General features: G+C 64.4%; 23 protein-coding genes. 11 read left to right on the top strand and 12 right to left on the bottom strand.

Going from position 1 to position 22,878, the window contains the following annotated elements; genetic code table 11:
* The first annotated feature begins 124 nt into the window (after window positions 1-124).
* The 5 genes from QUG03_RS08890 (at window position 125) to QUG03_RS08870 (ending at window position 5,465) form a co-directional block, all read left to right on the top strand.
* Entirely contained in the window at window positions 125-1,501 is a 1,377-nt protein-coding gene (locus tag QUG03_RS08890) for a peptide MFS transporter (RefSeq protein ID WP_107798187.1), read from the top strand.
* Window positions 1,502-1,680: 179 nt separating this feature from the next.
* Window positions 1,681-3,177: an ArnT family glycosyltransferase gene (locus QUG03_RS08885; RefSeq protein ID WP_500819858.1), complete on the top strand. Its 1,497-nt coding sequence runs from the start codon at window positions 1,681-1,683 to the stop codon at window positions 3,175-3,177.
* Window positions 3,170-4,183 carry a glycosyltransferase family 2 protein gene (locus QUG03_RS08880; RefSeq protein WP_107798185.1) on the top strand — a complete coding sequence of 338 codons (1,014 nt, stop codon included), beginning with the start codon at window positions 3,170-3,172 and terminating at the stop codon, window positions 4,181-4,183. The genes QUG03_RS08885 and QUG03_RS08880 overlap by 8 nt, the downstream gene beginning before the upstream one ends.
* Complete coding sequence (locus QUG03_RS08875; protein ID WP_107798184.1) at window positions 4,180-4,587, top strand: GtrA family protein; 408 nt, start codon at window positions 4,180-4,182, stop codon at window positions 4,585-4,587. The genes QUG03_RS08880 and QUG03_RS08875 overlap by 4 nt, the downstream gene beginning before the upstream one ends.
* Window positions 4,588-4,640: 53 nt before the next feature.
* Window positions 4,641-5,465, top strand: a complete 825-nt coding sequence (locus QUG03_RS08870) for a ChbG/HpnK family deacetylase (protein WP_500819857.1) — start codon at window positions 4,641-4,643, stop codon at window positions 5,463-5,465.
* Window positions 5,466-5,493: 28 nt separating this feature from the next.
* Here QUG03_RS08870 and QUG03_RS08865 read toward each other — a convergent pair whose 3' ends face one another.
* Together QUG03_RS08865 and QUG03_RS08860 are read right to left on the bottom strand one after the other, a co-directional pair.
* Window positions 5,494-6,180, bottom strand: coding sequence for a TIGR01621 family pseudouridine synthase (locus tag QUG03_RS08865; RefSeq protein WP_253313816.1), 687 nt, complete (start codon window positions 6,178-6,180; stop codon window positions 5,494-5,496).
* The gene (locus QUG03_RS08860) at window positions 6,173-6,679 is read right to left on the bottom strand and encodes an acyl-CoA thioesterase (protein ID WP_199225795.1); all 507 of its coding nucleotides are present in this window, start codon (window positions 6,677-6,679) and stop codon (window positions 6,173-6,175) included. Before QUG03_RS08860 ends, QUG03_RS08865 begins: the two co-directional genes overlap by 8 nt.
* 200 nt (window positions 6,680-6,879) lie before the next feature.
* Between QUG03_RS08860 and QUG03_RS08855 the strand changes: the two genes are divergently transcribed.
* Window positions 6,880-7,545 (top strand): putative metalloprotease CJM1_0395 family protein, encoded by a 666-nt coding sequence (locus tag QUG03_RS08855; RefSeq protein ID WP_486636553.1) that lies wholly within the window; start codon window positions 6,880-6,882, stop codon window positions 7,543-7,545.
* A gap of 73 nt (window positions 7,546-7,618) precedes the next feature.
* Here the strand turns inward: QUG03_RS08855 and QUG03_RS08850 are convergent, their stop codons facing one another.
* Complete coding sequence (locus QUG03_RS08850) at window positions 7,619-9,859, bottom strand: heavy metal translocating P-type ATPase (protein ID WP_227106987.1); 2,241 nt, start codon at window positions 9,857-9,859, stop codon at window positions 7,619-7,621.
* 273 nt (window positions 9,860-10,132) lie between these two features.
* Between QUG03_RS08850 and QUG03_RS08845 the strand changes: the two genes are divergently transcribed.
* Together QUG03_RS08845 and QUG03_RS08840 are read left to right on the top strand one after the other, a co-directional pair.
* Window positions 10,133-10,603, top strand: coding sequence for a Cd(II)/Pb(II)-responsive transcriptional regulator (locus tag QUG03_RS08845; protein WP_107798179.1), 471 nt, complete (start codon window positions 10,133-10,135; stop codon window positions 10,601-10,603).
* A complete protein-coding gene (locus QUG03_RS08840) occupies window positions 10,600-11,259 on the top strand; it encodes a YiaD family glycine zipper/OmpA-like lipoprotein (RefSeq protein WP_500819856.1) in 660 nt (219 codons plus the stop codon). The genes QUG03_RS08845 and QUG03_RS08840 overlap by 4 nt, the downstream gene beginning before the upstream one ends.
* A 181-nt stretch (window positions 11,260-11,440) precedes the next feature.
* Here QUG03_RS08840 and QUG03_RS08835 read toward each other — a convergent pair whose 3' ends face one another.
* Window positions 11,441-12,124 carry an LrgB family protein gene (locus QUG03_RS08835; RefSeq protein ID WP_048415644.1) on the bottom strand — a complete coding sequence of 228 codons (684 nt, stop codon included), beginning with the start codon at window positions 12,122-12,124 and terminating at the stop codon, window positions 11,441-11,443.
* Complete coding sequence (locus QUG03_RS08830; protein WP_107798177.1) at window positions 12,114-12,545, bottom strand: CidA/LrgA family protein; 432 nt, start codon at window positions 12,543-12,545, stop codon at window positions 12,114-12,116. Before QUG03_RS08830 ends, QUG03_RS08835 begins: the two co-directional genes overlap by 11 nt.
* 121 nt (window positions 12,546-12,666) lie before the next feature.
* Between QUG03_RS08830 and QUG03_RS08825 the strand changes: the two genes are divergently transcribed.
* Window positions 12,667-13,557, top strand: a complete 891-nt coding sequence (locus QUG03_RS08825) for a LysR family transcriptional regulator (protein ID WP_107798176.1) — start codon at window positions 12,667-12,669, stop codon at window positions 13,555-13,557.
* A gap of 27 nt (window positions 13,558-13,584) precedes the next feature.
* Window positions 13,585-14,037: an LEA/WHy family protein gene (locus QUG03_RS08820; RefSeq protein ID WP_500819855.1), complete on the top strand. Its 453-nt coding sequence runs from the start codon at window positions 13,585-13,587 to the stop codon at window positions 14,035-14,037.
* Between the two features lie 87 nt (window positions 14,038-14,124).
* Here the strand turns inward: QUG03_RS08820 and QUG03_RS08815 are convergent, their stop codons facing one another.
* Window positions 14,125-14,559: a hypothetical protein gene (locus tag QUG03_RS08815; protein ID WP_227106984.1), complete on the bottom strand. Its 435-nt coding sequence runs from the start codon at window positions 14,557-14,559 to the stop codon at window positions 14,125-14,127.
* A gap of 131 nt (window positions 14,560-14,690) precedes the next feature.
* The gene (locus QUG03_RS08810; protein ID WP_107798173.1) at window positions 14,691-16,577 is read right to left on the bottom strand and encodes a methyl-accepting chemotaxis protein; all 1,887 of its coding nucleotides are present in this window, start codon (window positions 16,575-16,577) and stop codon (window positions 14,691-14,693) included.
* A gap of 291 nt (window positions 16,578-16,868) precedes the next feature.
* Here QUG03_RS08810 and QUG03_RS08805 point away from each other — a divergent pair, with 291 nt between their 5' ends.
* Window positions 16,869-17,513 (top strand): TetR/AcrR family transcriptional regulator, encoded by a 645-nt coding sequence (locus QUG03_RS08805; RefSeq protein ID WP_081544319.1) that lies wholly within the window; start codon window positions 16,869-16,871, stop codon window positions 17,511-17,513.
* Between the two features lie 68 nt (window positions 17,514-17,581).
* Here QUG03_RS08805 and sucD read toward each other — a convergent pair whose 3' ends face one another.
* The 5 genes from sucD to odhB all read right to left on the bottom strand — a co-directional run bounded on the left by sucD (window position 17,582) and on the right by odhB (window position 22,828).
* Window positions 17,582-18,466 (bottom strand): succinate--CoA ligase subunit alpha, encoded by an 885-nt coding sequence (gene sucD / locus QUG03_RS08800; protein WP_043592732.1) that lies wholly within the window; start codon window positions 18,464-18,466, stop codon window positions 17,582-17,584.
* Window positions 18,467-18,493: 27 nt separating this feature from the next.
* Entirely contained in the window at window positions 18,494-19,666 is a 1,173-nt protein-coding gene (gene sucC, locus QUG03_RS08795) for an ADP-forming succinate--CoA ligase subunit beta (protein WP_048411387.1), read from the bottom strand.
* Window positions 19,667-19,866: 200 nt separating this feature from the next.
* Window positions 19,867-21,300, bottom strand: a complete 1,434-nt coding sequence (gene lpdA / locus QUG03_RS08790) for a dihydrolipoyl dehydrogenase (RefSeq protein WP_500819854.1) — start codon at window positions 21,298-21,300, stop codon at window positions 19,867-19,869.
* Between the two features lie 49 nt (window positions 21,301-21,349).
* Complete coding sequence (locus tag QUG03_RS08785) at window positions 21,350-21,532, bottom strand: hypothetical protein (protein WP_048411385.1); 183 nt, start codon at window positions 21,530-21,532, stop codon at window positions 21,350-21,352.
* 54 nt (window positions 21,533-21,586) lie between these two features.
* Window positions 21,587-22,828: a 2-oxoglutarate dehydrogenase complex dihydrolipoyllysine-residue succinyltransferase gene (gene odhB, locus QUG03_RS08780; protein ID WP_081544315.1), complete on the bottom strand. Its 1,242-nt coding sequence runs from the start codon at window positions 22,826-22,828 to the stop codon at window positions 21,587-21,589.
* Between the last annotated feature and the right edge of the window lie 50 nt (window positions 22,829-22,878).

Raw genomic sequence — 22,878 nt, 5'->3', positions numbered from 1 at the left:
AAACATTTCCTAGTTATTATCAAAAATTGCCTACAAAATCCAAGGCAAGTAAAAACTACAACAACACCTCACTCGATCTTGCTCGTTCAAGTGGTGTCACTCAAGTCACACAAGGAAATAATCTATGTCGACCACTTCGCATCCCAAAGGGCTCTATCTGCTTTTTGTGACCGAAATGTGGGAGCGCTTCAGCTATTACGGCATGCGCGCCATTTTCGTGCTGTTCATGATCAAGGCTCTGATGTTCGACAAGGCTCACGCCGCCGACATCTACGGCACTTATACCGGCCTGGTCTACCTGACTCCGCTGATCGGCGGCTATATCGCCGACCGATACTGGGGCAACCGCCGTTCCATCCTGGTGGGCGGCGTGCTGATGGCCATTGGCCAGTTCATGCTGTTCTTCTCCGGATCGCTGCACGACAGCAATGTGCAAAGCGCCTCCTGGCTGCTGTACGGCGGCCTGGGCATGCTGATTGCCGGCAACGGCCTGTTCAAGCCGAACATTTCCTCGATGGTGGGCCAGCTCTACCCTGAGGGCGACAAGCGCGTCGACTCCGCCTTCACCATCTTCTACATGGGCATCAACGCCGGCTCGCTGATCGCGCCGCTGGTCTGCGGCACCCTGGGCGACACCGGCCACCCGGCCGATTTCAAATGGGGCTTCATGGCCGCCGGCTTCGGCATGCTGCTGAGCCTGGTCGTGTTCTCGCTGTTCAAGAACAAATACCTGGTGACCCCGGAAGGCAAGCCCATCGGCATGGCGCCCAAGCGCCACCACGACAGCGGCGAAAAAGTGGTTCACGCCCCGCTGACCCGCATAGAGAAAGAGCGCCTGGCGGTGATCCTGATCGTGTCCGCCTTCGTGATCTTCTTCTGGTCCGCCTTTGAGCAAGCCGGCGCCTCGCTGACCTTCTTCGCCGAAGAGCAGACCAACCGCAACCTGCTCGGCTTCACCGTGCCGGCCTCCTACTTCCAGTCCATCAACCCGATTTCGGTGGTAATCTTCGCGCCCATCTTCGCCCTCATCTGGACCAAGCTGGGCCACAACAACCGCGAACCTAACTCCCCGGTGAAAATGGCGCTGGGTCTGTTCTTCCTGGCGCTGGGCTATCTGGTGATCGCCTTCGGCGTGGAAGGCCTGGAACCGGGCGTCAAGGTCAGCATGCTGTGGCTGGTCAGCCTGTACGTGCTGCACACCTTCGGCGAACTGTGCCTGTCCCCGATCGGCCTGTCCCTGGTGGTGAAACTGTCCCCGGCCCGCTTCACCGGTCTGATGATGGGCATCTGGTTCCTGTCCAACGCCGCCGCCAACAAGTTCGCCGGCACCCTGTCTGAACTGTACCCGGACCCGAGCAAGCCGGTGCCGCACTTCCTCGGCTACGCCATCAGCAATCTGCACGACTTCTTCATGTTGTTCGTGGCCATGGCCGGCGTCAGCTCGCTGGTGCTGTTCGCGCTGTCCTACAAACTGAAGAAAATGATGCACGGCCTGCAATAAGGCCAAGCGTCGCCGGCCGGGCGCCCAGCCCGGCCCCGCAAGCAGCCGGCGGACGCCGGCTTTTTTTGCGCCGTCCCCGGCCAACACAGACCGGAGAAAAGGCTTTATCATACGGGGCTTCCAGATTCCGGCCCTTATTCGCCGCCGCGCCCGCGCGCGCCGACGGCCCTCCACCCCGAATGAAAAGATCAAGTCTCTCCTGGCAGCAAGGCGCCGTCGCCGTCCTGCTGCTGCTATTGCTGCTCCGCCTCGCCGGCATGTGGGCGATTCCGCTCACCGACACCACCGAGGCGCGCTACGGCGAAATCGCCCGCAAGATGCTGGAAACCGGCAACTGGGTGACCCTGTGGCACGATTACGGCATTCCGTTCTGGGCCAAACCGCCGCTGTCCAGCTGGCTGTCCGCCGCCGGCATGGGCCTGTTCGGCGTCAATGAAATCGCCGCGCGCCTGCCCTCGCTGCTCCTGGCCGTCGCCACCCTGGGCCTCAGCGCCCACCTGATGCGCAGCCGCAGCGGCGGAGACGCCGCCATGGCTGCCGCGCTGATCCTGGCCAGCGGCCTGCTCTTCCTCGGCGCCGCCGGCACGGTGATGACCGATCCGGCGCTGCTCTTCTGCGTGACCCTGAGCCAGGTCGCCTTCTGGCACGCTCTGGCGCGCGACAGCCGCCGCTGGGGCTATGTCTTCTTTGTCGGCCTGGGACTCGGCCTGTTGGCCAAGGGCCCGCTGGCCGTGGTGCTGGTGGGCATGCCCATCTTCTTCTGGGTCTTGCTGCGCAATCAATGGCTGGCGCTGTGGCGCAAGCTGCCGTGGATCGGCGGCGTCTTGCTGATGTTCGCCGTCGCCGCGCCCTGGTACGCGCTGGCCGAACAACGCACCCCGGGCTTCCTCGATTACTTCATCATGGGCGAACATGTCAGCCGCTTCCTGGATTCCGGCTGGAAAGGCGACAAATACGGCTTCGCCCACGCCACGCCGCGCGGCATGATCTGGCTGTACGCGCTGGGCGCCATCTTTCCCTGGTCCGTCGCCATGCTGGCCTGGCTGCTCCGCCACGGCGCCAAGCTGCCGCGACTCTGCCGCGACGACGACGGCTGGCTGCTTTATCTCTCGCTGTGGACGCTGATGACGCTGCTGTTCTTCACGATGTCCGGCAACATCATCTTCCCCTACTCCCTGCCCATGCTGCCGGGCTGCGCGCTGCTGTTCGCCGAACTGTGGCGTCGCGCGCGCGCCGACGACGCGAAGCGCAGCGCGCTGCCCTGGATCGCCGCGATCGGCGGCGTGGTGCTGTTGGCGCTGCTGGCCTTCAACCACTACGACGGCAATCGCTACCTGCGCACCCAGAAACAGGTGATCGCCGCTTGGCGCGCGCAAAACCCGAGCGCGGACAGCGCCTTGGTCTATTGGGCCGGCCGCCGCGAATTCTCCGCCGAGTTCTACTCCCACGGCCGCGCGCGCACCACGCAGGACCCGCAGCAACTGCGCGCCTGGCTGGCGGGCAAACCCGGCAGCTTCATCGTGGCCGACGAAAACGAGCTGGCGCGGCTGCCGGCCGACATCCGCGCCCGCTTCGCGCCGCTGGGCCGCTTCCAGGTCATGAACGACACCATGCTGCTGCTCGGCGACGCCCCGGGCGCGCGGCAAGCTCACCACGAGGACGCCCAGCATGACTGAGGCTTTTGTGCCGCCCTATCTATTGGCCCAACGCGCCAAGGAGCGCCCGGCCGATCCGCTGGTCAGCTGCGTGGTGCCGGCCTACAACGAATCCGCCAACATCGTGCCGATGCTGCAAACCCTGCATCAGTTGCTCGCCGACGCCGGCTACCGACACGAGCTGGTGGTGGTGGACGACGGCAGCCGCGACGACACCGTGGAACAGGTGCTGACCCACGCCGCCGGTCTGCCGGTGACGCTGATCCAGCTGTCCCGCAACTTCGGCAAGGAGATCGCGCTCACCGCCGGCGTCGACCACGTCCAGGGCGACGTGGCCGTGCTGATAGACAGCGATTTCCAGCATCCGCCGGAAATGGTGCCGGTGTTCCTGCAGGAATGGCGCCAAGGCTACGACATGGTCTACAGCGTGCGCAGCAGCCGCGAGGACGAGCCGCTGGCCAAGCGCCTGTTCACCCGAGCCTTCTACCAGCTGGCCAATAGCGGCAGCCGCCACAAGATGCCAGCCGACACCCAGGACTTCCGCGTGCTGGACCGCTGCGTAGTGGAAGCGCTGCGCCAGATGCCGGAGCGCAACCGCTTCATGAAGGGCTTGTACCACTGGGTGGGCTTCACCCAGCGCCCGATGCCGACCCAGACCCGCGAGCGCCGCGCCGGCCAGAGCAGCTTCAACTACCGCCGGCTGCTGGACCTGGGCATCACCGGCCTGACCGCCTTCTCCAATATGCCGCTGCGCATCTGGACCGTGGTCGGCTGCCTGATTTCGCTGTGCTCCATCGGCTACGCCGCCTGGGAGCTGACCCACACCCTGCTGTTCGGCAACCCGGTCAGCGGCTGGCCCACGCTGGCGGTGGCGATCAGCTTCCTCGGCGGCGTGCAGCTGCTGTCCATCGGCATACTGGGCGAATACGTGGGCCGTATTTTCGACGAGGTCAAACAGCGCCCCACCTATCTGGTCAGCCGCATCAGCGGCCGCGGGCGGCCGGACGCCGGAGACGCAGGAGAATGAGCCGCGAGCTGTTCTGGTTCGGCGTGGTCGGCGTGTCCGCCATGCTGGTGCATTTCGGCGTGGTGGCCTGGCTGCTGGTGCCGCTGGGCATGGCGCCGCTGCAGGCCAATGTGCTGGGTTTTCTGATCGCTTTCCAGGTCAGCTACTGGGGCCACCGGCTGCAGACCTTCCAAGCCGCCCACATCCCCCACCGCCAGGCCTTGCCGCGCTTCTTCGGCGTCGCCTGCCTGAGTTTTCTCGTCAACGAGGCGATGTACGCGCTCTTGCTGCGCTTCACCCCGCTGAATTATCGCGCCGCCCTGTTGCTGGTGCTCGTCGTCGTCGCGGCGCTGACCTTCGCGCTCAGCAAGCTATGGGCCTTCCGTGAGCCGCCGTCGACACAGAAACTACACAGAAGCCCTTAATTTTCAGCACAAAGGGATATAAAACTTTACCCGCTTGTCGCGGTCACACTCCCATGACAAAACGACTGACACTCTGCGCCGACGACTTCGCCCAGTCCGACGCCATCAGCGCCGGCATTCTGGAACTGCTGGCCGCCGGCCACCTGTCCGCCACCAGCGTGATGAGCCAGGCGCCCAGCTGGGCCAGCCGCGCTGCCGAGCTAAAAACCTTCGACGGCAAAGCCGACATCGGCCTGCATTTCAATTTGACTCACCCCTTTGGCGAGCAGGCGCGTCCCTTATCGCATTGGCTGATGAAGAGTCAATTGCGCCAGCTGTCGCGCCCGACGCTGCGCGATGCCGCGGTTCTGCAAATCGATCTGTTCTGCCAGCATTTCGGCCGGCTGCCGGATTTCATCGACGGCCATCAGCATGTGCATGCGCTGCCGGTGGTCCGCGACGCCTTGTTCGAAGCCGTTGCCCAGCGCTGGCAGGGCCAGACGCTGCCCTATTTGCGCTCCCCGGACCGCCTGGGCCACCCCGGCGACAACCGGCTCAAGGCGCTGGTGCTGCGCAGCGTCAGCACCGGTTTCGACGACGGCGCTCGCGAACTGGGCTTCAGCACCACGCCCTGGTTCGGCGGCATGTACTCGCTGACGCCGCAAGCCGACTTCGCCGGCCTGATGCAGCAATGGCTGGCCCGCACGCCAGACCGCGGGCTCATCATGTGCCACCCCGGCCACCCGGCTCAAGACAAGGAAGACCCGATCGCCGCGACGCGGGACAAGGAATTCCGCTTCCTCTCCAGCCAGGCCTTCGTCGAACTCTGCGGACAATACGGCGTGGAATTGGCTCGCTTCGACCAGGCCGCGCCCGCTCCCGCGCCGATGGCGGCCTGAAAGCCGGACCCCGGCCAAGCCTAGCCGCTTACGCCGCCGGCCAGCCCAAATCCCAGGGTTGGCCCAAGTCCCGCAACGCCGCGAGGCAGGTTTCGGACAAGAAGGCCTCGCCTCGGCTCGGCGGGCAGACAAAGCTGAAACTTTCGCCTTCCAGTTCGAAGCGCAGCGCGTAGGCGTGGAGATAGCCGCGATCCGCCGGCGTTCCGCCGTATAGCAGATCCCCCAGTATCGGCGCGGACTGCGACTTCAAGGCCACCCTCAGCTGATGGGTCTTGCCGCTGCGCGGCCGCAGCAGGAACAAGCGCAGACCCGGCTGCAGCGAATAGCTGAAGAACTGCGTCACCGCCGGGTTCTGCTGGCTGTTCAGCAAGCGCCAGGCGCCGCCTCGGCCCTTGGCCATATCGCCGGCCACCTTGCCCTGTTTCTTGCCCGGCTTGCGGTCCGACAAGGCCAGATAATATTTCTCTATCTCTCGCCCGGCGAAGGCTTCGCCCAGCCGCGCCGCCGTCTCGGCCGAGCGCGCCACCAGGATCAGGCCGGAGGTGATGCGGTCCAGCCGGTGCACCGGCCACAGCGCCTCGTCGCTCAAGCCGGCGCGCAAGGCCTCCATCAGGCCGGCCTCCTCGCCCTCGCGGTGGAAGCTGACGCCGGGCGCCTTGTCCACCAGATAAAAGCGGGGATCGCTATGCAATAGAGTGAAAGCCGCCTCAGGCATCGGCGCCGTCCTGCTTGGAGGCCTGGCGCATGCGCTGTTCGGTTTCCATCCTCATCTTCTTGCGGATTTCCGCGTCGCGGAAACGGTGTTGCTGCTCCGTCGTTTCCAGCGTCAGCGGCGGCACCGGCACCGCCTTGCCGTTTTCGAACGCCACCATGGTGAAATAGCAGCTATTGGTGTGGCGCACCGTGCGCTTCTGAATATCCTCGGCCACCACCTTGATGCCCACCTCCATCGAGGTGCGGCCCACATGATTGACGCAGGCGAGAAAAGTCACCAGTTCGCCCACGTGGATGGCCTGCTTGAACAGCACCTGATCCACCGACAAGGTCACCACGTAACAGCCGGCGTAACGGCTGGCGCAGGCGTAAGCCACCTGGTCCAGCAGCTTCAACAGCACCCCGCCGTGGACATTGCCGGAAAAATTGGCCATGTCCGGCGTCATCAACACCGACATCACCAGTTCGCGCTGGCTCGCCTGATCCACCTGTTGCCCCATGCCATACTCCCAAAAGCGGACCTCCCCCGACGCCGGCCGGCGTGGTCCCGCAAAGATTCGAAACCGCGTATTCTGCGCCCTTAAGCTTGTTTTAAACAGTTTTTAGCGGAATTTCCGCCCCTGTCGCCGCCGCAACAGCTTTTGGACAAAAACCCCACATAGCGGCTAAACTGGAAATATCAAGCTAAGACGATGAATTCATGAGCATTTCCGGGATATCCAGCTACGGCGGCTATGGCGGCTATGCCTTGCAAGCCAGCCATGGCGCCAACTGCCAGTGCCCGGCCTGCCAGCAAAACCTGGCCAGCGCCGCGGCGCCGGCGGCGCTTGCCTCTGCGCCCGGAAACAGCGCGGCCGATCCTAGCGCCGCCGATCAAAAAGAGCCAGCCCGGCCCAATGCCACGCTAGGCGCCGACGGCAAGCCCCTGGACGAGCCGCAGCAAAAACAAGTAGAAGCGCTCAAGGCGAGAGACAGCGAAGTGCGCCAGCATGAGCAAGCCCATCTGACCAGCGGCGGCGCGCTGGCCGGCGGCGGCGCCACCTACACTTATCAGCAAGGCCCGGACGGCAAGCAATACGCGATAGGCGGCGAGGTGGGCATCCGCCTGGCTCGGGGCAGCACGCCGCAGGAAACCATCTCCAACGCCCAAACCGTGCAAAGGGCCGCGCTGGCGCCGGCCGACCCCTCCGGCCAGGATCGCGCGGTGGCCGCGGCGGCCGCGCAGATGGAACAGCAGGCCCGCATCGAGCTGATGCAGCAACAGGCCGGCAAGCAAGGGATGAGTCCGCTGCAGGCGCGCCAACACGTCAACAGCCCCGAGCGGCAAGGCCCGGGGCTGGGGTCCAACATCGATACCTACGCCTGAGAACCTGTTCAAAATCCGCTGCGCTTCGGCGATACGGCGTTGAACAGGCCCTGAGAACCAGGCGCCGTTTCTATCACTCCGCCTTGCGCACGCCGCGCGCCAGCCTCAGGCCGTTGGCGATCACCACCAGACTGGTGCCCACGTCGGCGAACACCGCCATCCACAAGCTGGCCATGCCCAGCATCGCCAACACGAAGAACACCAGCTTGGTGAGCAGGGCCACCGCGATATTCACCTTCAACACCCGCGAGGTGCGCCGCGCGTGGCTGAGCATATCGGCCAGCTTGGCCAGCTTGTCGTCCATCAGCGCCACGCCGGCGGTTTCCAGCGCGCTGTCGGAGCCTGCCGCGCCCATGGCGATGCCCAGATCGGCGCGGGCCAGCGCCGGCGCGTCGTTGACGCCGTCGCCCACCATCGCCACCGTCTTGCCGGAGGCCTGCAAGCGAACGATGCGTTCCAGCTTGTCTTCCGGCAGCAAGCCGCCGTGCGCCTCGACGATGCCGGTCTGCGCCGCCACCGCCTGCGCCACCTGCTGGTTGTCGCCGCTCAACATCACGGTCGCCACGCCCAGCTTGGCCAATTGCCTCAAGGCCGCCGGCGCTTCCGGACGAATCCGGTCGGCCACCGCGATCACGCCCAGCGCGCGCTCGCCCTCCAGCAACACCAGCGCGCCCTGGCCGGCCAGCTCCAGCCGCGACAGCTCGGCTTGCAAGGCCTCGTTCAAAGCGCCCTGCTCCCGCGCCAGCCGGCTGCTGCCCAAGGCCAGCTTCCTGCCGTCCGCCAGGCCGCTGACGCCGCGCCCGGCCTGTTCGCTGACTTGCTCCGCCTCCGGCCAGGACAGGCCGCGGGCGCTAGCCGCCGCCAGCACCGCCTTGGCCAGCGGGTGGGTGGAATGCGCGTCCAGGGCCGCGGCCCAGCGCAACAGCTGGTCCTGATCCGCGTCGGCCAGCGCCACCACCTCGGTCACCTGCGGTTCGCCCTCGGTCAAGGTGCCGGTCTTGTCGAAACACACCGCGTCTATCCTGGCCGCCGTTTCCAGCGGCGCGCCGCCCTTGATCAGCAAACCGTGCTTGGCGGCGGAGGCCAGCGCACTGACCACGGTCACCGGCGTGGCGATCACCAGCGCGCACGGGCAGGCGATCACCAGCATCACCAGCGCGTTGTAAACCGCCTCGCCCCAGCTCAGCCAGCCCAGCAAGGGCGTGGCCACGGCGAATAGCAGCGCGGCGACCAGCACCACCGGGGTGTAGATCTCGGCGAAGCGGTCGATGAAGCGCTGCGTCGGCGCCTTGCTGGCCTGGGCGTTGCGCACGGTGTCGATGATGCGCGCCAGCACGCTGCCGTTGGCCGCCGCCGTGGTCAGCACTTCCACCACGCCGCTGCCGTTGATGCTGCCGGCGAACACCGCGTCGCCCGGCGATTTGTCCACCGGCAGGCTCTCGCCGGTGATCGGCGCCTCGTTGAAGGCGCTATGGCCCTGGTCGATGCGGCCGTCCAGCGGCACACGCTCGCCCGGACGCACCCTCACTCGGCTGCCCGGCGCCACTTCGGCGGCCGGACGCTCCACCCATTCCCCGCCGCTTTGCAACCAGGCGGTTTCCGGCGCCAGCGACATCAAGGCCTTCACCGCCTCGCCGGCGCGCGCCAGCGACATCGCCTCCAGGCGCTCGGCGATGGCGAACAGGAACAGCACCATCGCCGCCTCCGGCCATTGGCCGATCAGCATCGCGCCTATCACCGCCACCGACATCAGGAAATGGATGTTGAGCGTGCGCGTGGACAAGGCGATCCAGCCCTTTTTCAAGGTGGGAATGCCGCCCAACAGGATGGAGGCCAGGGCCAGCGCCGCGCTGCCCCAGCCCTGATCCGCGCCGCTGAGCCAGGCCACGCCTTCCGAACCCGCCGCCGCCAAACCGGACAAGGCCAGCAGCCAATTGCCGCGGCGCGAGGATTTGGGCTGCTCCACCGGCGCCGAGGCGTCCGTCAGCTCCACCGCCTTCATGCCCACCTTGGCGATGGCCTGTTTGACTCCGTCCAGATTGGGCAGATCGTGGCGCACCAGCAACACGCGTTCGATGAAGTTGAACTCCAGCGCGGCCACCCCCGTCATACCGCCCAGGGCTTTTTCAATCAGCTTGGCCTCGGTCGGGCAGTCCATCGCCTGGATGTGCAAGCGCGCCTGCTGCCGGCCGCCTTCGCCCAAGGACACCGCGCGCGGCGCTTCCGCGCCGTGGTCGTGACCCGAGCAGGCCTTGCCCGCAGCGTCGTGACTGTGATCGTGGTCATGCGCGGCGGCGGGCCGTTGGGCCGGCATCGCCGCCTCCAGTTTATGGCCGCAGCAATCGTCCGCCGGGCGCGGATCGGGCTTGCCCTCTCCGCCGCGGCAAGAAGCATGGCCGGCATGCGGAGCAAGCTTGTTTCGCCTTCTTTGCGCTGGATGGAACATGGTGGCCTCCCTTGATCGGATTGATATAGCTTCATTGCAAACCCTATAGTCGCTACAAGGTCAAGCTTTTTTGCTAAAATATCCTCACCCGGCGGCACATCGCCGCCATCGCCCAACGGGGCGTCTTGCGGGAGAACTGAGATGCTGATTGGAGAACTGGCGCGCCAGACCGGCTGCGAAGTGGAAACCATCCGTTATTACGAGCGCGAAGGCCTGCTGTCCGCGCCGCTGCGCAGCGCCTCTGGCTACCGACGCTACAACGCCGAGCAATTGGGCGAACTGAATTTCATCCTGCACTGCCGCTCGCTGGGCATGTCGCTGGCCGACATCCGCCAGCTGGCCGCCTTCAAGGCCGACTCCTCGCTGGCCTGCGACGACATCAATCAATTGATAGACCGCCAAGTGAGCAAGGTCCATCAGCAAGTGGAAAGCCTGCGCCTGCTGGAACAACAGCTGCTGGCGCTGCGCGACCGCTGCCACGACCATCACACCGTGGCGGAATGCGGCATTCTGCAAACCCTGGTGGAGGCGTCTGAAGGCGAACCCTGCGTCTGCCACACGCCCTTCGGCCAGGACCCGCACCCCCATCACCCTTCAGTGGAGAAGCAATGACCCGTTTGTTCAAGCCCGCCACCGCCGCCGCGCCCCTGATCGCGCTGGCTCTGTCCGCCTGCACCACCAACCCGCAAACCGGCCAGACCGAGATCAGCAAGACCGCTCTCTACGGCCTGGGCGGCGCGGCGGCCTGCGGCCTGGTGGGCGCGCTGACCCATGGCGGCAAAGGCGCCCGCAATTCGGCGCTGGCCTGCGGCGCGATCGGCGCCGGCATCGGCGGCTATATGGATTACCAGGAAAAACAATTGCGCGAGAAGCTGAAGAACAGCCAGATCGCCGTCGAGCGCATCGGCGACCAGCTCAAGTTGTCCCTGCCCAACAACATCACCTTCCCCACCAATGGCTACCAGTTGAACGCCAGGGCGCAAAAACCGCTGGGCGACATCGCCGGCGTGTTGGTGCAGTTCCCGGACACCTCGATCACCGTGGCCGGCCACACCGACAGCAGCGGCGCCGCCGCCTACAATCAGACCTTGTCGGAAAAGCGCGCCCAATCGGTGACCGAATACCTGCAAGGCCAGGGCGTCAACTCGGTGCGGGTGCGCACCATGGGTTACGGCGCGGCCCAGCCGGTAGCCAGCAACGCCAGCGACAGCGGCAAGGCGCGCAACCGCCGCGTGGAGATCATGATCACCCCGCAGCAAATGGGCTGAACGATCTTGATGCCCAACCCGGCTCCGGCCGGGTTTTTTATCGCCCGCGCGCCGTGGCGAATAGGCAAAAAAAGGGGCCGACCCACTGGGTCGGCCCTAACAACGCTCGTTTGGGGAGATGAGGAGAAACCACCGCACGCCACCCCACGGGAATGCGGGTCACAACAAGTACACACACAAACTACAACAACAAACCTATCAGCGGCGCGGCGAACACCGTCGCCAAACCGCCCAGCATCATGGTCAGGCTGGCCACCACGCCTTCTTCGGCGCCCAGCTCGCTGGCCTTGGCGGTGCCGGCCGCGTGGGCGGCGGCGCCGAACAGAGCCCCGCGCGCCAGGCTGGAGCGCAGCGGCATCCAGGCCAGCATCACTTCGCCCAGCAACATGCCGCACACCCCGGTCATCACCACGAACACCGCGGTCAGATCCGGCGAGGCGCCGATGCCCGAGGCCGTGGCCAGGGCGAACGGGGTGCTGATCGAACGCGGCGCCAGGCTGCGCTGCAAGAGCTCGGACAAACCCAGCAGGCGCGCCAGCCAGATCGAGCTGAACACCGCCACCGGCATGCCCACCAGCACGCCGCAGCTCAGCGACAGCCAGTGACGGCGTATCATCGCCCGGTGCTCGTAGATCGGCACCGCGAAAGCCACCGTGGCCGGGCCCAGCATCCAGGTCAGCCAGCGGGTGTCTTCGAAATACACCCGGTACGGCACCTTGGCCAGGACCACCAGCGCAATCACCAACAGCGGCACCGCCAGAATCGGGGCGCTCCACCAATTGCGCTTTTTCAGATAAAACTTTTTGACCAGTCCGTACAAGACAACGGTAATCAGCAGACTGGCCAGTGCGATTTCATGCTCCATGCGTCTTCACCTGTTTCTGGCGGCCATGCCAGCGCAGGGCCACTTCCAAGCGGTAACATTTGTCCACCACCCAGGAGGTCGCCGCCATCACCAGCAAGGTGGACAGCACGATCACCGCCACGATCCGCAGCCCGGCGGCCATGATCACGTCCGGGTACTGGATCACCGCCACCACGGCGGGGATGAAGAACAACAACATTTCGGCCAGCAACCAGCGGGCGCCGCTGCGGCACCAATCCAGCGGCAACCAGCCCAGCCAGAGCGCCGCCAGCACCAGGAACATCCCCAGCACGCCGGCAGGCACCACAGGCAGGAAATGGCTGCTCAACTGGCTGGCCGCTATCCACACCACGCTCAGCAAGGCCACCTGACCAACGGTCAGCGCCACTTGCTTGAATGCGGGAAGGTTCGGGTTTGCCATGATTGAGCCACTACACAACACAGGGAGTGTTTCGAGTATAGAGCGCCGGCATGCATTCAAAAAATGAATTAAAATTATTTCACGCATTCCAATCTGGAATACATGATCCGGACAAGCACACATGGACATCCGCGCGCTGCGCTATTTCATCGAGGTGGTCAAACGCCAAAGCTTCACCAAGGCGGCCGAAGCCCTCTATGTGACCCAGCCCACCATCAGCAAGATGGTGCGCCAGCTGGAGGAGGAGCTGGGCTGCCCGCTGATCTTGCGCGAAGGCCGCAGCTTCCGCCTCACCGACGCCGGGCGGGCCACTTACGAGCGCGGCCTGGACGTGCTGTCGGCGATGAACCAGTTGAAAACCGAGCTGTCCGACTTGTCTGCGCTCAAGCGCGGCGAACTGGTGGTCGGCCTGCCGCCGATGGTGGGCGTGGCCTTCTTCGCGCCGGTGGTCAGCAGCTTCCGTCAACGCTATCCGCAGATCGAACTGAAAATGGTGGAGGACGGCGCGCTGGCCATCGAGAGCAGCGTGCGCAGCGGCGAACTGGAAATCGGCGTGGCGGTGCTGCCGGTGGACAATCAGGCTTTCGATCAGTTCGCCGTGGTGCGCGACCCGCTATGCCTGGTGGCGCCGGCCGGCTCGGAGTGGCGGGGCCAGAGCGTGGTGAGGCTGGAACAGATCGCCGGCCAGCCCTTCGTGCTCTACCCGCAGGATTTCACGCTGGCGCGCCGGGTCAGCGACGCCTTCCGCGAGCTGGGCCGCCCGCTGCACGTGGTGGGACGCAGCGCGCACTGGGACTTCATCGTGGAACTGGTCTCCGCCCATATGGGCGTCACCCTGCTGCCGCGCTCCATCGTGGAGCGGCTGGACCGCGCCGCCTACGACGTGATTCCGCTGGCCGAACCCAAGCTGGTCTGGCATCTGGCGCTGATCTGGCAAAAGAACGGATACTTGTCGCACGCCGCGCGCGCCTGGCTGGCGGTGACGCGCGATGTGCTGGGCGGTTTGGAATAAAGCCAGTCAACCCTAGGAAAACCGAATATGAAACGATATCTGAGCATCGCCCTGTTCGCCCTGCTGCTAAGCGGCTGCGCAGCGCTGAACTATCAGAAACCGCAGATCAGCATCGCCGACGTCAAACCCGGCAAGACCACGCTGTTCGAGCAAAGTTTCGAAGTCAGCCTGCGGGTCAGCAATCCCAATAATCTGGCCTTGAACGCCAAGGGCATGACGCTGGAGCTGAACGTGGCCGGAGAAAAGCTGGCCACCGGGCTCAGCAATCAAGCCATCGCGGTGCAGGCGCTGGGCGAAGGCATGGTCACCCTGCAATTGCACACCTCGCTGGCCGGCTGGCTGAAACAGATTGGCAAGGCGATGGAGGCCGGCAACGGCGGCAAGCTGGAATACCAGCTGAACGGCACGCTGGAGGACCTGAACGGCATGGGCCGGGTGCCTTTCCGCAGCAAGGGGGAATGGAAGCTGCCCGGCCAATAAGAGCCGGTTACGATCCGCGGCGCGAGCCGGCGAGATCGTGAACATGCTCTACATGTCCGCAGCCCCGCCGTCCGGCGGGGCCGGAACTCACTGCCGCGGCACCGCCACGCAGTTGTTGCCGTCGAAGCTGACAGTCTCCACCAGCTGGCTCTTGGGATTGACCACGAAATTGGTGGTGCAGCTGTAATGGGTGGAACCGCCGCCTATCATGCCGGTGTTGACCCAGCGTCCCGGCGTTTCTATGGTCTTGGTCTGGCCGTTCTCGTTGTAAGTCACCTTGGCGCCCGGCTCGTACACGCGGTTCTCGCGCAGCGGCTCGCGCTGGGTGAATTCCTTGCTGTAGGTGTAGAGCATGTTGCCGTTCGGCATCTTCAGGGTTTTCTGCGGCGCGCCCCACTCCGCCAGCAATTGATTCACATCGCGCCCCTGCCAGTAATACGCCTTCTGCGCATAGCCTTCCTGGGTCGGAAAGGTGCCGCAGGCGGTCAGCAGCAGCGCCGACATCATCATCAGTCTTTTCATCCGAAATCCTTCAATCCCCGTTTCACTATCCATAGCATAACAAAACGCCGGCCCCTGAACGGAGCCGGCGTTGTATGACTGACCATGCGAAAGCGCGAGAGTTTCCTTACGCGGACAATCGCTGAGTCGGTTTAGAGCCGGAAGCGGTTGAAGGTGCTCTGCATGCCGCGGGCCAGGTCGTTCAAGGAGCCCAGGGTCTGCATCGCCGATTGCAGCGCGGAGTCGGAGTCGATGATCTGGTTGTTGATCGACTCGGTGCTCTGCGCCATCGCCGTGGTGGCGTTGTGCTGCTCGCTGGTGGACAGGGCCACGTCGCCGATCTTGTCCACCACCTGCTGCATCGCCTCGCTGATGGCGGTCAGGCGCGCGCGCGCCTGAGCGGTCAGGTCCACGCTGTTGTCCACCGCGCCGACGGTGCTGTTCATGTTCTGCACCGCCTTGCCGGTTTCGCCCAGAATGTTTTCCACCATCTGGCTGATTTCCACCGTGGCCTGGCCGGTGCGCTCGGCCAGCTTGCGCACTTCGTCGGCCACCACGGCGAAGCCGCGGCCCTGCTCGCCGGCGCGCGCGGCTTCGATCGCCGCGTTCAAGGCCAGCAGATTGGTCTGGTCGGCGATGTCGCGGATCACATTGGTGATCTTGGAGATTTCCTGCGAACGCTGTTCCAAGGAGGCCAGCAGGCCGGACAGTTCGCCCACCGATTCGCTGGTGCGCGACATCTCGCTGCTGATGCGCTGCATATCGTTGGCGCTCTCGCGCGAATGCTCGCCGGTATTGCGCGCCAGGCTGTCGGTCTCGCGGGTGGCGTCGGCGATGTGGGAGATGCTCACCGTCACTTCTTCGATCGCCGCGGCGTTGGAGCTGGAGATGTCCGCCAACACGTGGGAATCGTCGGCCAGACGCTTCACCGCGCCGCTGACTTCGATCACGCCCTGGGTCAGTTGCCCGGCTTCGTCGCGCAGTTCGCGGAACATGCCGTTCAGCCGCTGCACGAACTGGTTGAAGGCCTGCGCGGTCTGCGCCACCTCGTCCTCGCCAGCCACTTCGATGCGACGGGTCAGATCGCCTTCGCCCTGAGAGATTTCGCGCATCGCGTCGCGCACCTGGAACAGGCCCTTGAGCAGGCGGCCCAGATAGGCGGAGCTGAAGGTCAGCATCACCGCCAGCACGATGGCGACGGCGCCGGCGATCAGCCAGATGATGCCGTTGACCTGGGAGGAGATCACGTCTTCGTCCGCGGCCACGCCCATCACCCAGTCGGAGCCGGCGATCGGACGCAAGGCCACCATATAGGCGCCGCCGTCAATGTCCACGCTCTTGGCCTGGTCGCTTTGCAACAGGCTGGCGAAGGCGGCTTCGTCCAAGGCCGGAATCACGCTGCCGATGGGCTTGAGCTCATTGCCCGGCTTGGGATAGGCGATGATCTTGCCCTGCTTGGTCAGCAGGAAGGCATGGCCCTTGCCGGCCAGCTTGATGTCCAGCACCGACTTGACCAGCTTGTCGATCAGGATGTCGCCGCCCACCACGATCTCCTGGCCCTTGACCTTGTCGGCGATGGTGATCACCAGCTTGTCCTTGGTTTCCGGCTCGGAATCCTTGTAGGGATCGGTGACGATCAGGCCGTCCTGGGCCTTGGACTGCTGGAACCAGGGACGCTGGGCCGGCTGGTAGTCGGCGCTGGGCTTGGGACGCCCCGGCACCGAGTACTTCATGTCGCCGGTGACGCCGTTGCCGGCGTAGATCACATTGAAGCCGCCGCCCTTGGCCAGCTGCTGCAGATAGTAGCTGACCTGAGCGTCGTCGGCGTGGCTGAGGCTGGCGCTGATCAGATTCTTGCGGACCGACAGCCATTCGGACACGAAGCCGCCCTGTAGCTGGGCGACCTGATTGATCTCGCGCTCCGCTTCTTGATAAGCGTGGGAGCGGATATTCAGGCAGGCGGTGATGGTGATGCTGAGCGTGGCGACCAGAATGGACACCGCTGTCAGCAGCGTGAGCTTGTGACGGATGGAGCGCATGATAAGCCGTTGCTGATAAAAGCGTTATTATCCGTCATACGAGATGTCATGCATTGTTAAAAATAACAATGTCTTTAAATATTTGCGCATGTTTTAAATCAAATTACCAGCTCAATCATGCATTTCAAATACTCGTAACGCCTGCGAAGCTTATCTTGCCGACGCTTGCGTCACAAAATGTCGACAATTTGCCCTAACCACGACAATTTCACCCCAATTTGAGCGATACTTGCGCCTGGGCGCGGCCACGGCAATGGGCGGCGCCCGGTTATTAGACAGAAAGGGGCCAAGATGAGTAAAAGCGGCGAACGGTCGCAAACCTTTCAGAACATCGTTGACGCCAGCTTGCAGCTGTTCAATCAGGAGGGCGAGCGCGTCATCACCACCAACCATATCGCCGAGCGGATGAATATCAGCACCGGCAAGCTCTACTATCACTTCCGCAACAAGGAAGAGATCATCAGCGAGCTCTACCAGCGCTACGTCAAGGGCATGGCCGAGCAGTTGTCCGCCGCGCTCCGGCACAGCAACTCGATAGAGGCGATGGTGGGGGCGATGGAAAAAACGCTGCGGCACATCTGGAGCTTCCGCTTCCTGCCCAAGAGCATGCCCAGCCTGTACTACCTGCACCCGGAACTGGCGGAAAACCACCAGCAGCTGTCGCGCGGCCAATTGGCCGGCAAGCTGGCCCAGCTGTTCTCACGGCTGCGCGAAGAGGGCGTGCTGCTGGGCGACGACAAGCAGTTGGCGCACCTGGTCCAGCACTTTCAGATGGTGCAGACCGGCTGGGTGACCACGCTCAAGCACTCCGCCACGCCCAGCGAGCTGGAGCGCATGGTGAAAGACGGCTGTCGCAGCCTGCTCTATCTGCTGACGCCTTACGTCGATCCGCGCTACCGGCCGCCGTTCGACCGCGTCTGCGCGCGCTACGCCTGAACGGCGAGGCATAAAAAAACACCCCTGGCTGGCCAGGGGTGTTTTGTTTGCGGCTTGCTTGTAAGCGCTTAGATCATGCCCTTGCTTTTCAGCAGTTCAAACATGGTCTTGCCGATTTCCGCCGGGCTGCGGGTGTAGGCGATGCCGGCCTTCTCGAAGGCCTTGAACTTCTCTTCCGCCGTGCCCTTGCCGCCGGAGATGATGGCGCCCGCGTGGCCCATGCGCTTGCCCTTGGGAGCGGTCACGCCGGCGATGTAGCCGACCACCGGCTTGGTCACGTAGGACTTGGCGAACTCTGCCGCCTCTTCCTCGGCGGAACCGCCGATTTCGCCGATCATCACGATGGCGTCGGTGTCCGGATCATCCTGGAACAGCTTCAGCGCGTCGATGTGGCTGGTGCCCGGGATCGGGTCGCCGCCGATGCCGATGCAAGTGGACTGGCCCAGGCCCAGAGCGGTGGTTTGCGCCACGGCTTCATAGGTCAGGGTGCCGGAACGGGACACGATGCCGATGCGGCCCGGGTTGTGGATGTGCCACGGCATGATGCCGATCTTGCACTCGCCCGGGGTGATGATGCCGGGGCAGTTCGGGCCGATCAGGCGGATGCCGGCTTCGTCCACGGCCTTCTTCACGTAGAGCATGTCCAGGGTGGGCACGCCTTCGGTGATGCAGACGATCAGCTTCACGCCGCTGTCAATGGCTTCCAGGATGGAGTCCTTGGCGAAGGCTGCGGGCACGTAGATCACCGAGGCGTCGGCCTGGGTCTGACGCACGGCGTCCTTCATGGTGTTGAACACCGGCAGGCCCAGATGCTCGGAACCGCCTTTGCCCGGGGTTACGCCGCCTACGACCTTGGTGCCCACTTTCAGCGCCTGCTCGGCGTGGAAAGTGCCGTTCTTGCCAGTGAAGCCTTGCACCAGCACTTTGGTGTCTTTGTTTACCAATACGCTCATTTTGTATTCCTCAGCTCAGTGCGGGTCTCAGGCAGCGGCCTTGACGGCGGCGACGATCTTCTCGGCAGCGTCGTTCAGACCCTGGGCGGAAGTCAGTTTCAGACCGGAATCGTCCAGGATCTTGGCGCCCAGCTCGGCGTTGTTGCCTTCCAGACGCACCACGACCGGCACGGTCACGTTCACTTCCTTCACCGCGGCGATGATGGCTTCGGCGATCATGTCGCAACGCACGATGCCGCCGAAGATGTTGATCAGCACGCCCTGCACCGAGGTATCGGCCAGGATCAGCTTGAACGCTTCGATCACGCGCTCCTTGGTGGCGCCGCCGCCCACGTCCAGGAAGTTGGCCGGCTGGCCGCCCTTCAGCTTGATGATGTCCATGGTGGCCATCGCCAGGCCGGCGCCGTTCACCATGCAGCCGATATTGCCTTCCAGCGCCACATAGTTCAGATCGAACTCGGAAGCCTTCACTTCGCGTTCGTTTTCCTGGCTCTTGTCGCGTTGCGCCAGCAGTTCCGGGTGACGGTACAGGGCGTTGGAGTCCAGGTTGATCTTGCCGTCCACGCAGGCCAGCTGGCCGTTTTCGCGCAGCGCCAGCGGGTTCACTTCGAACAGGGCGAAGTCGTTTTCAACGAAGGCCTTGTAAGAACCCAGCATCAGCTTGGTGAAGGCGGCGACTTGCTCGCCCTTCAGTTCCAGCGCGAAAGCGGCGTCGCGGGCCTGGAACGGCTGCATGCCCACCAGCGGATCAACCTCGATCTTGATGATCTTTTCCGGGGTTTCCTCGGCGACCTTCTCGATTTCCACGCCGCCTTCGGTGGACACCATGAACACCACGCGCTGGCTGCCGCGGTCAACCACGGCGCCTAGGTAGAGCTCGCGCTGCACCGGGTACATGTCTTCGCACACCAGCACGCTGTTCACCGGCTGGCCGGCGGCGTCGGTCTGGTAGGTCACCAGGTTCTTGCCGATCAGGCCCTTGGCCACTTCGGCGGCTTCTTCGCGGCTTTTCACCACTTTCACGCCACCGGCCTTGCCGCGGCCGCCGGCATGCACCTGGGCCTTGACGACGGCGAATTTGCCGCCCAGTTTGTCATAAGCGGCAGCGGCTTCTTCCGGCGTGGCGGCCAGAATGCCCTGTTGCACCGGCAGGCCGTACTTGGCCAGCAGCTCTTTCGCTTGGTATTCGTGCAGGTTCATCTATGGTTTCCTTTCGGAGAAATGGATGGCGGGCTGAAACCGACGCCCCTATTTCTTTGAGTCGCTTGTAAACCTTGAATGTATCTGGCGCGCGGCGCTTACCCCCCAGGCTAAACGCCGCCGCCGCATACTCCGTCAACCGGCCCCCTAGGAGGCCGTTTTGCCGGGCCGTGCGCGATTGTACACGACCCGGCCAACGCTTAGCCGTGCAAAGCGCGCTTGTCGGCGGCCAGAGCGGCTTCGTGTATCACTTCCGACAAGGACGGGTGGGCATGGACAATGCGCGCCAGGTCTTCGCTGGCGGCCTTGAACTCCATCGACACCACGCCTTCGCTGACCAGCTCGGACACCATTGGGCCTATCATGTGCAGGCCCAGGATGCGGTCGGTCTTGGCGCAGGCCAGGATCTTGACCGTGCCTTGCGCCTGGCCCAGACCCAGCGCGCGGCCGTTGGCGCCGAAGCCCGAACTGCCTTTTTTGTACTCGATGCCCTCGGCTTTGAGCTGCTCCTCGGTCTTGCCGACCCAGGCGATCTCCGGAGAAGTGTAGATCACCCACGGAATCACGCCGAAGTCCACGTGCGGCTTCTGGCCGGCGATGCGCTCGGCCACGGCCACGCCCTCTTCCGACGCCTTGTGCGCCAGCATCGGGCCGCGCACCACGTCGCCGATCGCCCAGACATTGGGCAGATTGGTGTGGCAATGGTCGTCCACCGCCACAAAGCCGCGCTCGTCCAGCTGCAGGCCCACCGCATCGGCGCCCAGGCCCTGTGTGTTGGGCACGCGGCCGATGGACACGATCAGCTTGTCGAACTCGGCCTTGACCGCTTCGCCGTTCAGTTCGTAATTGACGGTGACGCTCTTCTTGCCGGCCTTCACTTCGCCGATCTTGACGCCCAGCTTGATGTCGAGGCCGGTGTCCTTGGTCAGGGTCTTGAAGGCTTCCTTGGCGATCTGCTGGTCGGCCGCGGCGAGGAAGGTCGGCATCGCTTCCAGGATGGTGACCTCCGCGCCCAGACGCTTCCAGACCGAGCCCATTTCCAGGCCGATCACGCCGGCGCCGATCACGCCCAGGCGCTTGGGCACATCCGTCAGCGCCAACGCGCCTTCATTGTCCAGCACCAGCTTGTTGTCGGTGGCCAGGCCCGGCAGCGCGCGCGGGCTGGAGCCGGTGGCCACGATCACGTGGCCGGCTTCCAGGGTGTCCACCACCTTGCCGCCGTCGCTGACCTCGATCACCCATTTCTCGCCCTGGCGGCCCTTGAAGGCGGCCAGACCGTGGATGTTAGCGACCTTGTTCTTCTTGAACAGGAAGCTGATGCCGGCGGCGTTCTTGCTGATGATGTCGGTCTTGCGCGAAATCATCTGCGCCACGTCCATCTTGGCGCCGGAGACGCTGATGCCGTGCTTGGCGAAATCGTGCTGTACCGCGTGGAAGTTTTCAGACGACTGCAACAGCGCCTTGGACGGGATGCAACCGACGTTCAGGCAGGTGCCGCCCAGCGACGCCTTGCCTTCCGGGTTCTTGAACGCGTCCACGCAGGCGGTGTTGAAGCCCAGCTGGGCGGCGCGGATGGCGGCCACATAGCCGCCGGGGCCGCCGCCGATCACCACTACATCAAACGATTGGCTCATCTTGTTTTCCTTTGTCGGTGGCGGGCGCGCGGCCCGCCGGCTGCCGGGTCTACTTGCCGACCTTCAGCAGCAGAATGCCGAATGCGATCATGAACAGACAGAGAATGCTTTTGCCGATCAGGCTGTACAGGTCTTCGCGCACGCCGTTTCGGCGTTTTTTCCAGGTCAGCCAGCCTATGGCCACGCCGGCCAGGATGGCGGCGATTCCGTAAAACCAGTCGGGCAACTGCATTCAAGCTCCATTCATCGCAAGACAGGCCGGGAGCGCGCTCCCGGCCGCGGGTGATTACAAGTCGAGGATCAGGCGGGCCGGATCTTCAATCGCGTCCTTGATCGCCACCAGGCTCAGCACGGCTTCGCGGCCGTCGATGATGCGGTGGTCGTAGGACTGGGCAAGATACATCATCGGGCGCACCACCACTTGACCGTTCTCAACCACGGCGCGCTCCTTGGTGGCGTGCATGCCCAGGATCGCGGACTGCGGCGGGTTGATGATGGGGGTGGACATCATCGAACCGAAGGTGCCGCCGTTGGAGATGGTGTAGGTGCCGCCGGTCAGTTCTTCCACGGTCAGCTTGCCTTCCTGGGCGCGCTTGCCGAATTCGGAGATCTGCTTCTCGATGTCGGCCAGGCTCAGTTGGTCGGCGTTGCGGATCACCGGCACCACCAGGCCGCGCGGGCTGCCCACGGCCACGCCGATATCGAAGTAGCCGTGATAGATGATGTTGTTGCCATCCACCGAGGCGTTGACGATGGGGTATTTCTTCAGCGCGGCGACCACGGCCTTGACGAAGAAGCCCATGAAACCCAGCTTGATGCCGTGTTCCTTCTCGAAGCGGTCCTTGTACTTGGCGCGCAGGTCCATCACCGGCTTCATGTTCACTTCATTGAAGGTGGTGAGGATGGCGTTGGTCTGCTGCGACAGGATCAGACGCTCGGCCACGCGCTGACGCAGACGGGACATCGGCACGCTCTGTTCCGGACGGTCGGACAGAATGGCGGCGACATTGACCGCGGCCGGGGTGGCGGACAGCGCGGCGCCGGCGGCGGCCGGAGCCAGCACCGGGCCGGCCTGGGCAGGAGCAGCTTGCTTGGCGGCCTGCACGTCTTCCTTCAGCACGCGGCCATCGCGGCCGGAACCGGCCACCTTGGACAGGTCCACGCCGGTTTCGGCGGCCAGCTTGGCGGCGGACGGCATGGCGGCTCCGCCTGCCGGAGCGGCGGCGGGCGCCGGGGCGGCTGCCGGAGCCGGCGCGGCGGCTGCGGCCGGAGCCACGTCGCCGGCCTTGGCGGCGGTGTCGATCTTGGCGATCAGCTGGCCGGACACCACGGTGGCGCCGTCTTCCACGATGATTTCAACGATCACGCCTGCCTGGGGCGCCGGCAGTTCCAGCACCACCTTGTCGGTTTCCAGGTCGATCAGGTTCTCGTCGCGGCTGACGGCTTGGCCAACCTTCTTGTGCCAGCTCATCAGCGTGGCTTCGGATACGGACTCGGGCAGTTGCGGGACGGTGACTTCAATCAGCATGTTCTTCTCCATGTAGAGGCAGCCCTCCGGCTGCCTCGAACTCATTCAGT

Source organism: Chromobacterium sp. CCUG 30098 (assembly GCF_059916605.1).
The sequence above is the reverse complement of the archived record's forward strand: the minus strand, read 5'-3'. Positions and strand labels throughout refer to the sequence as shown.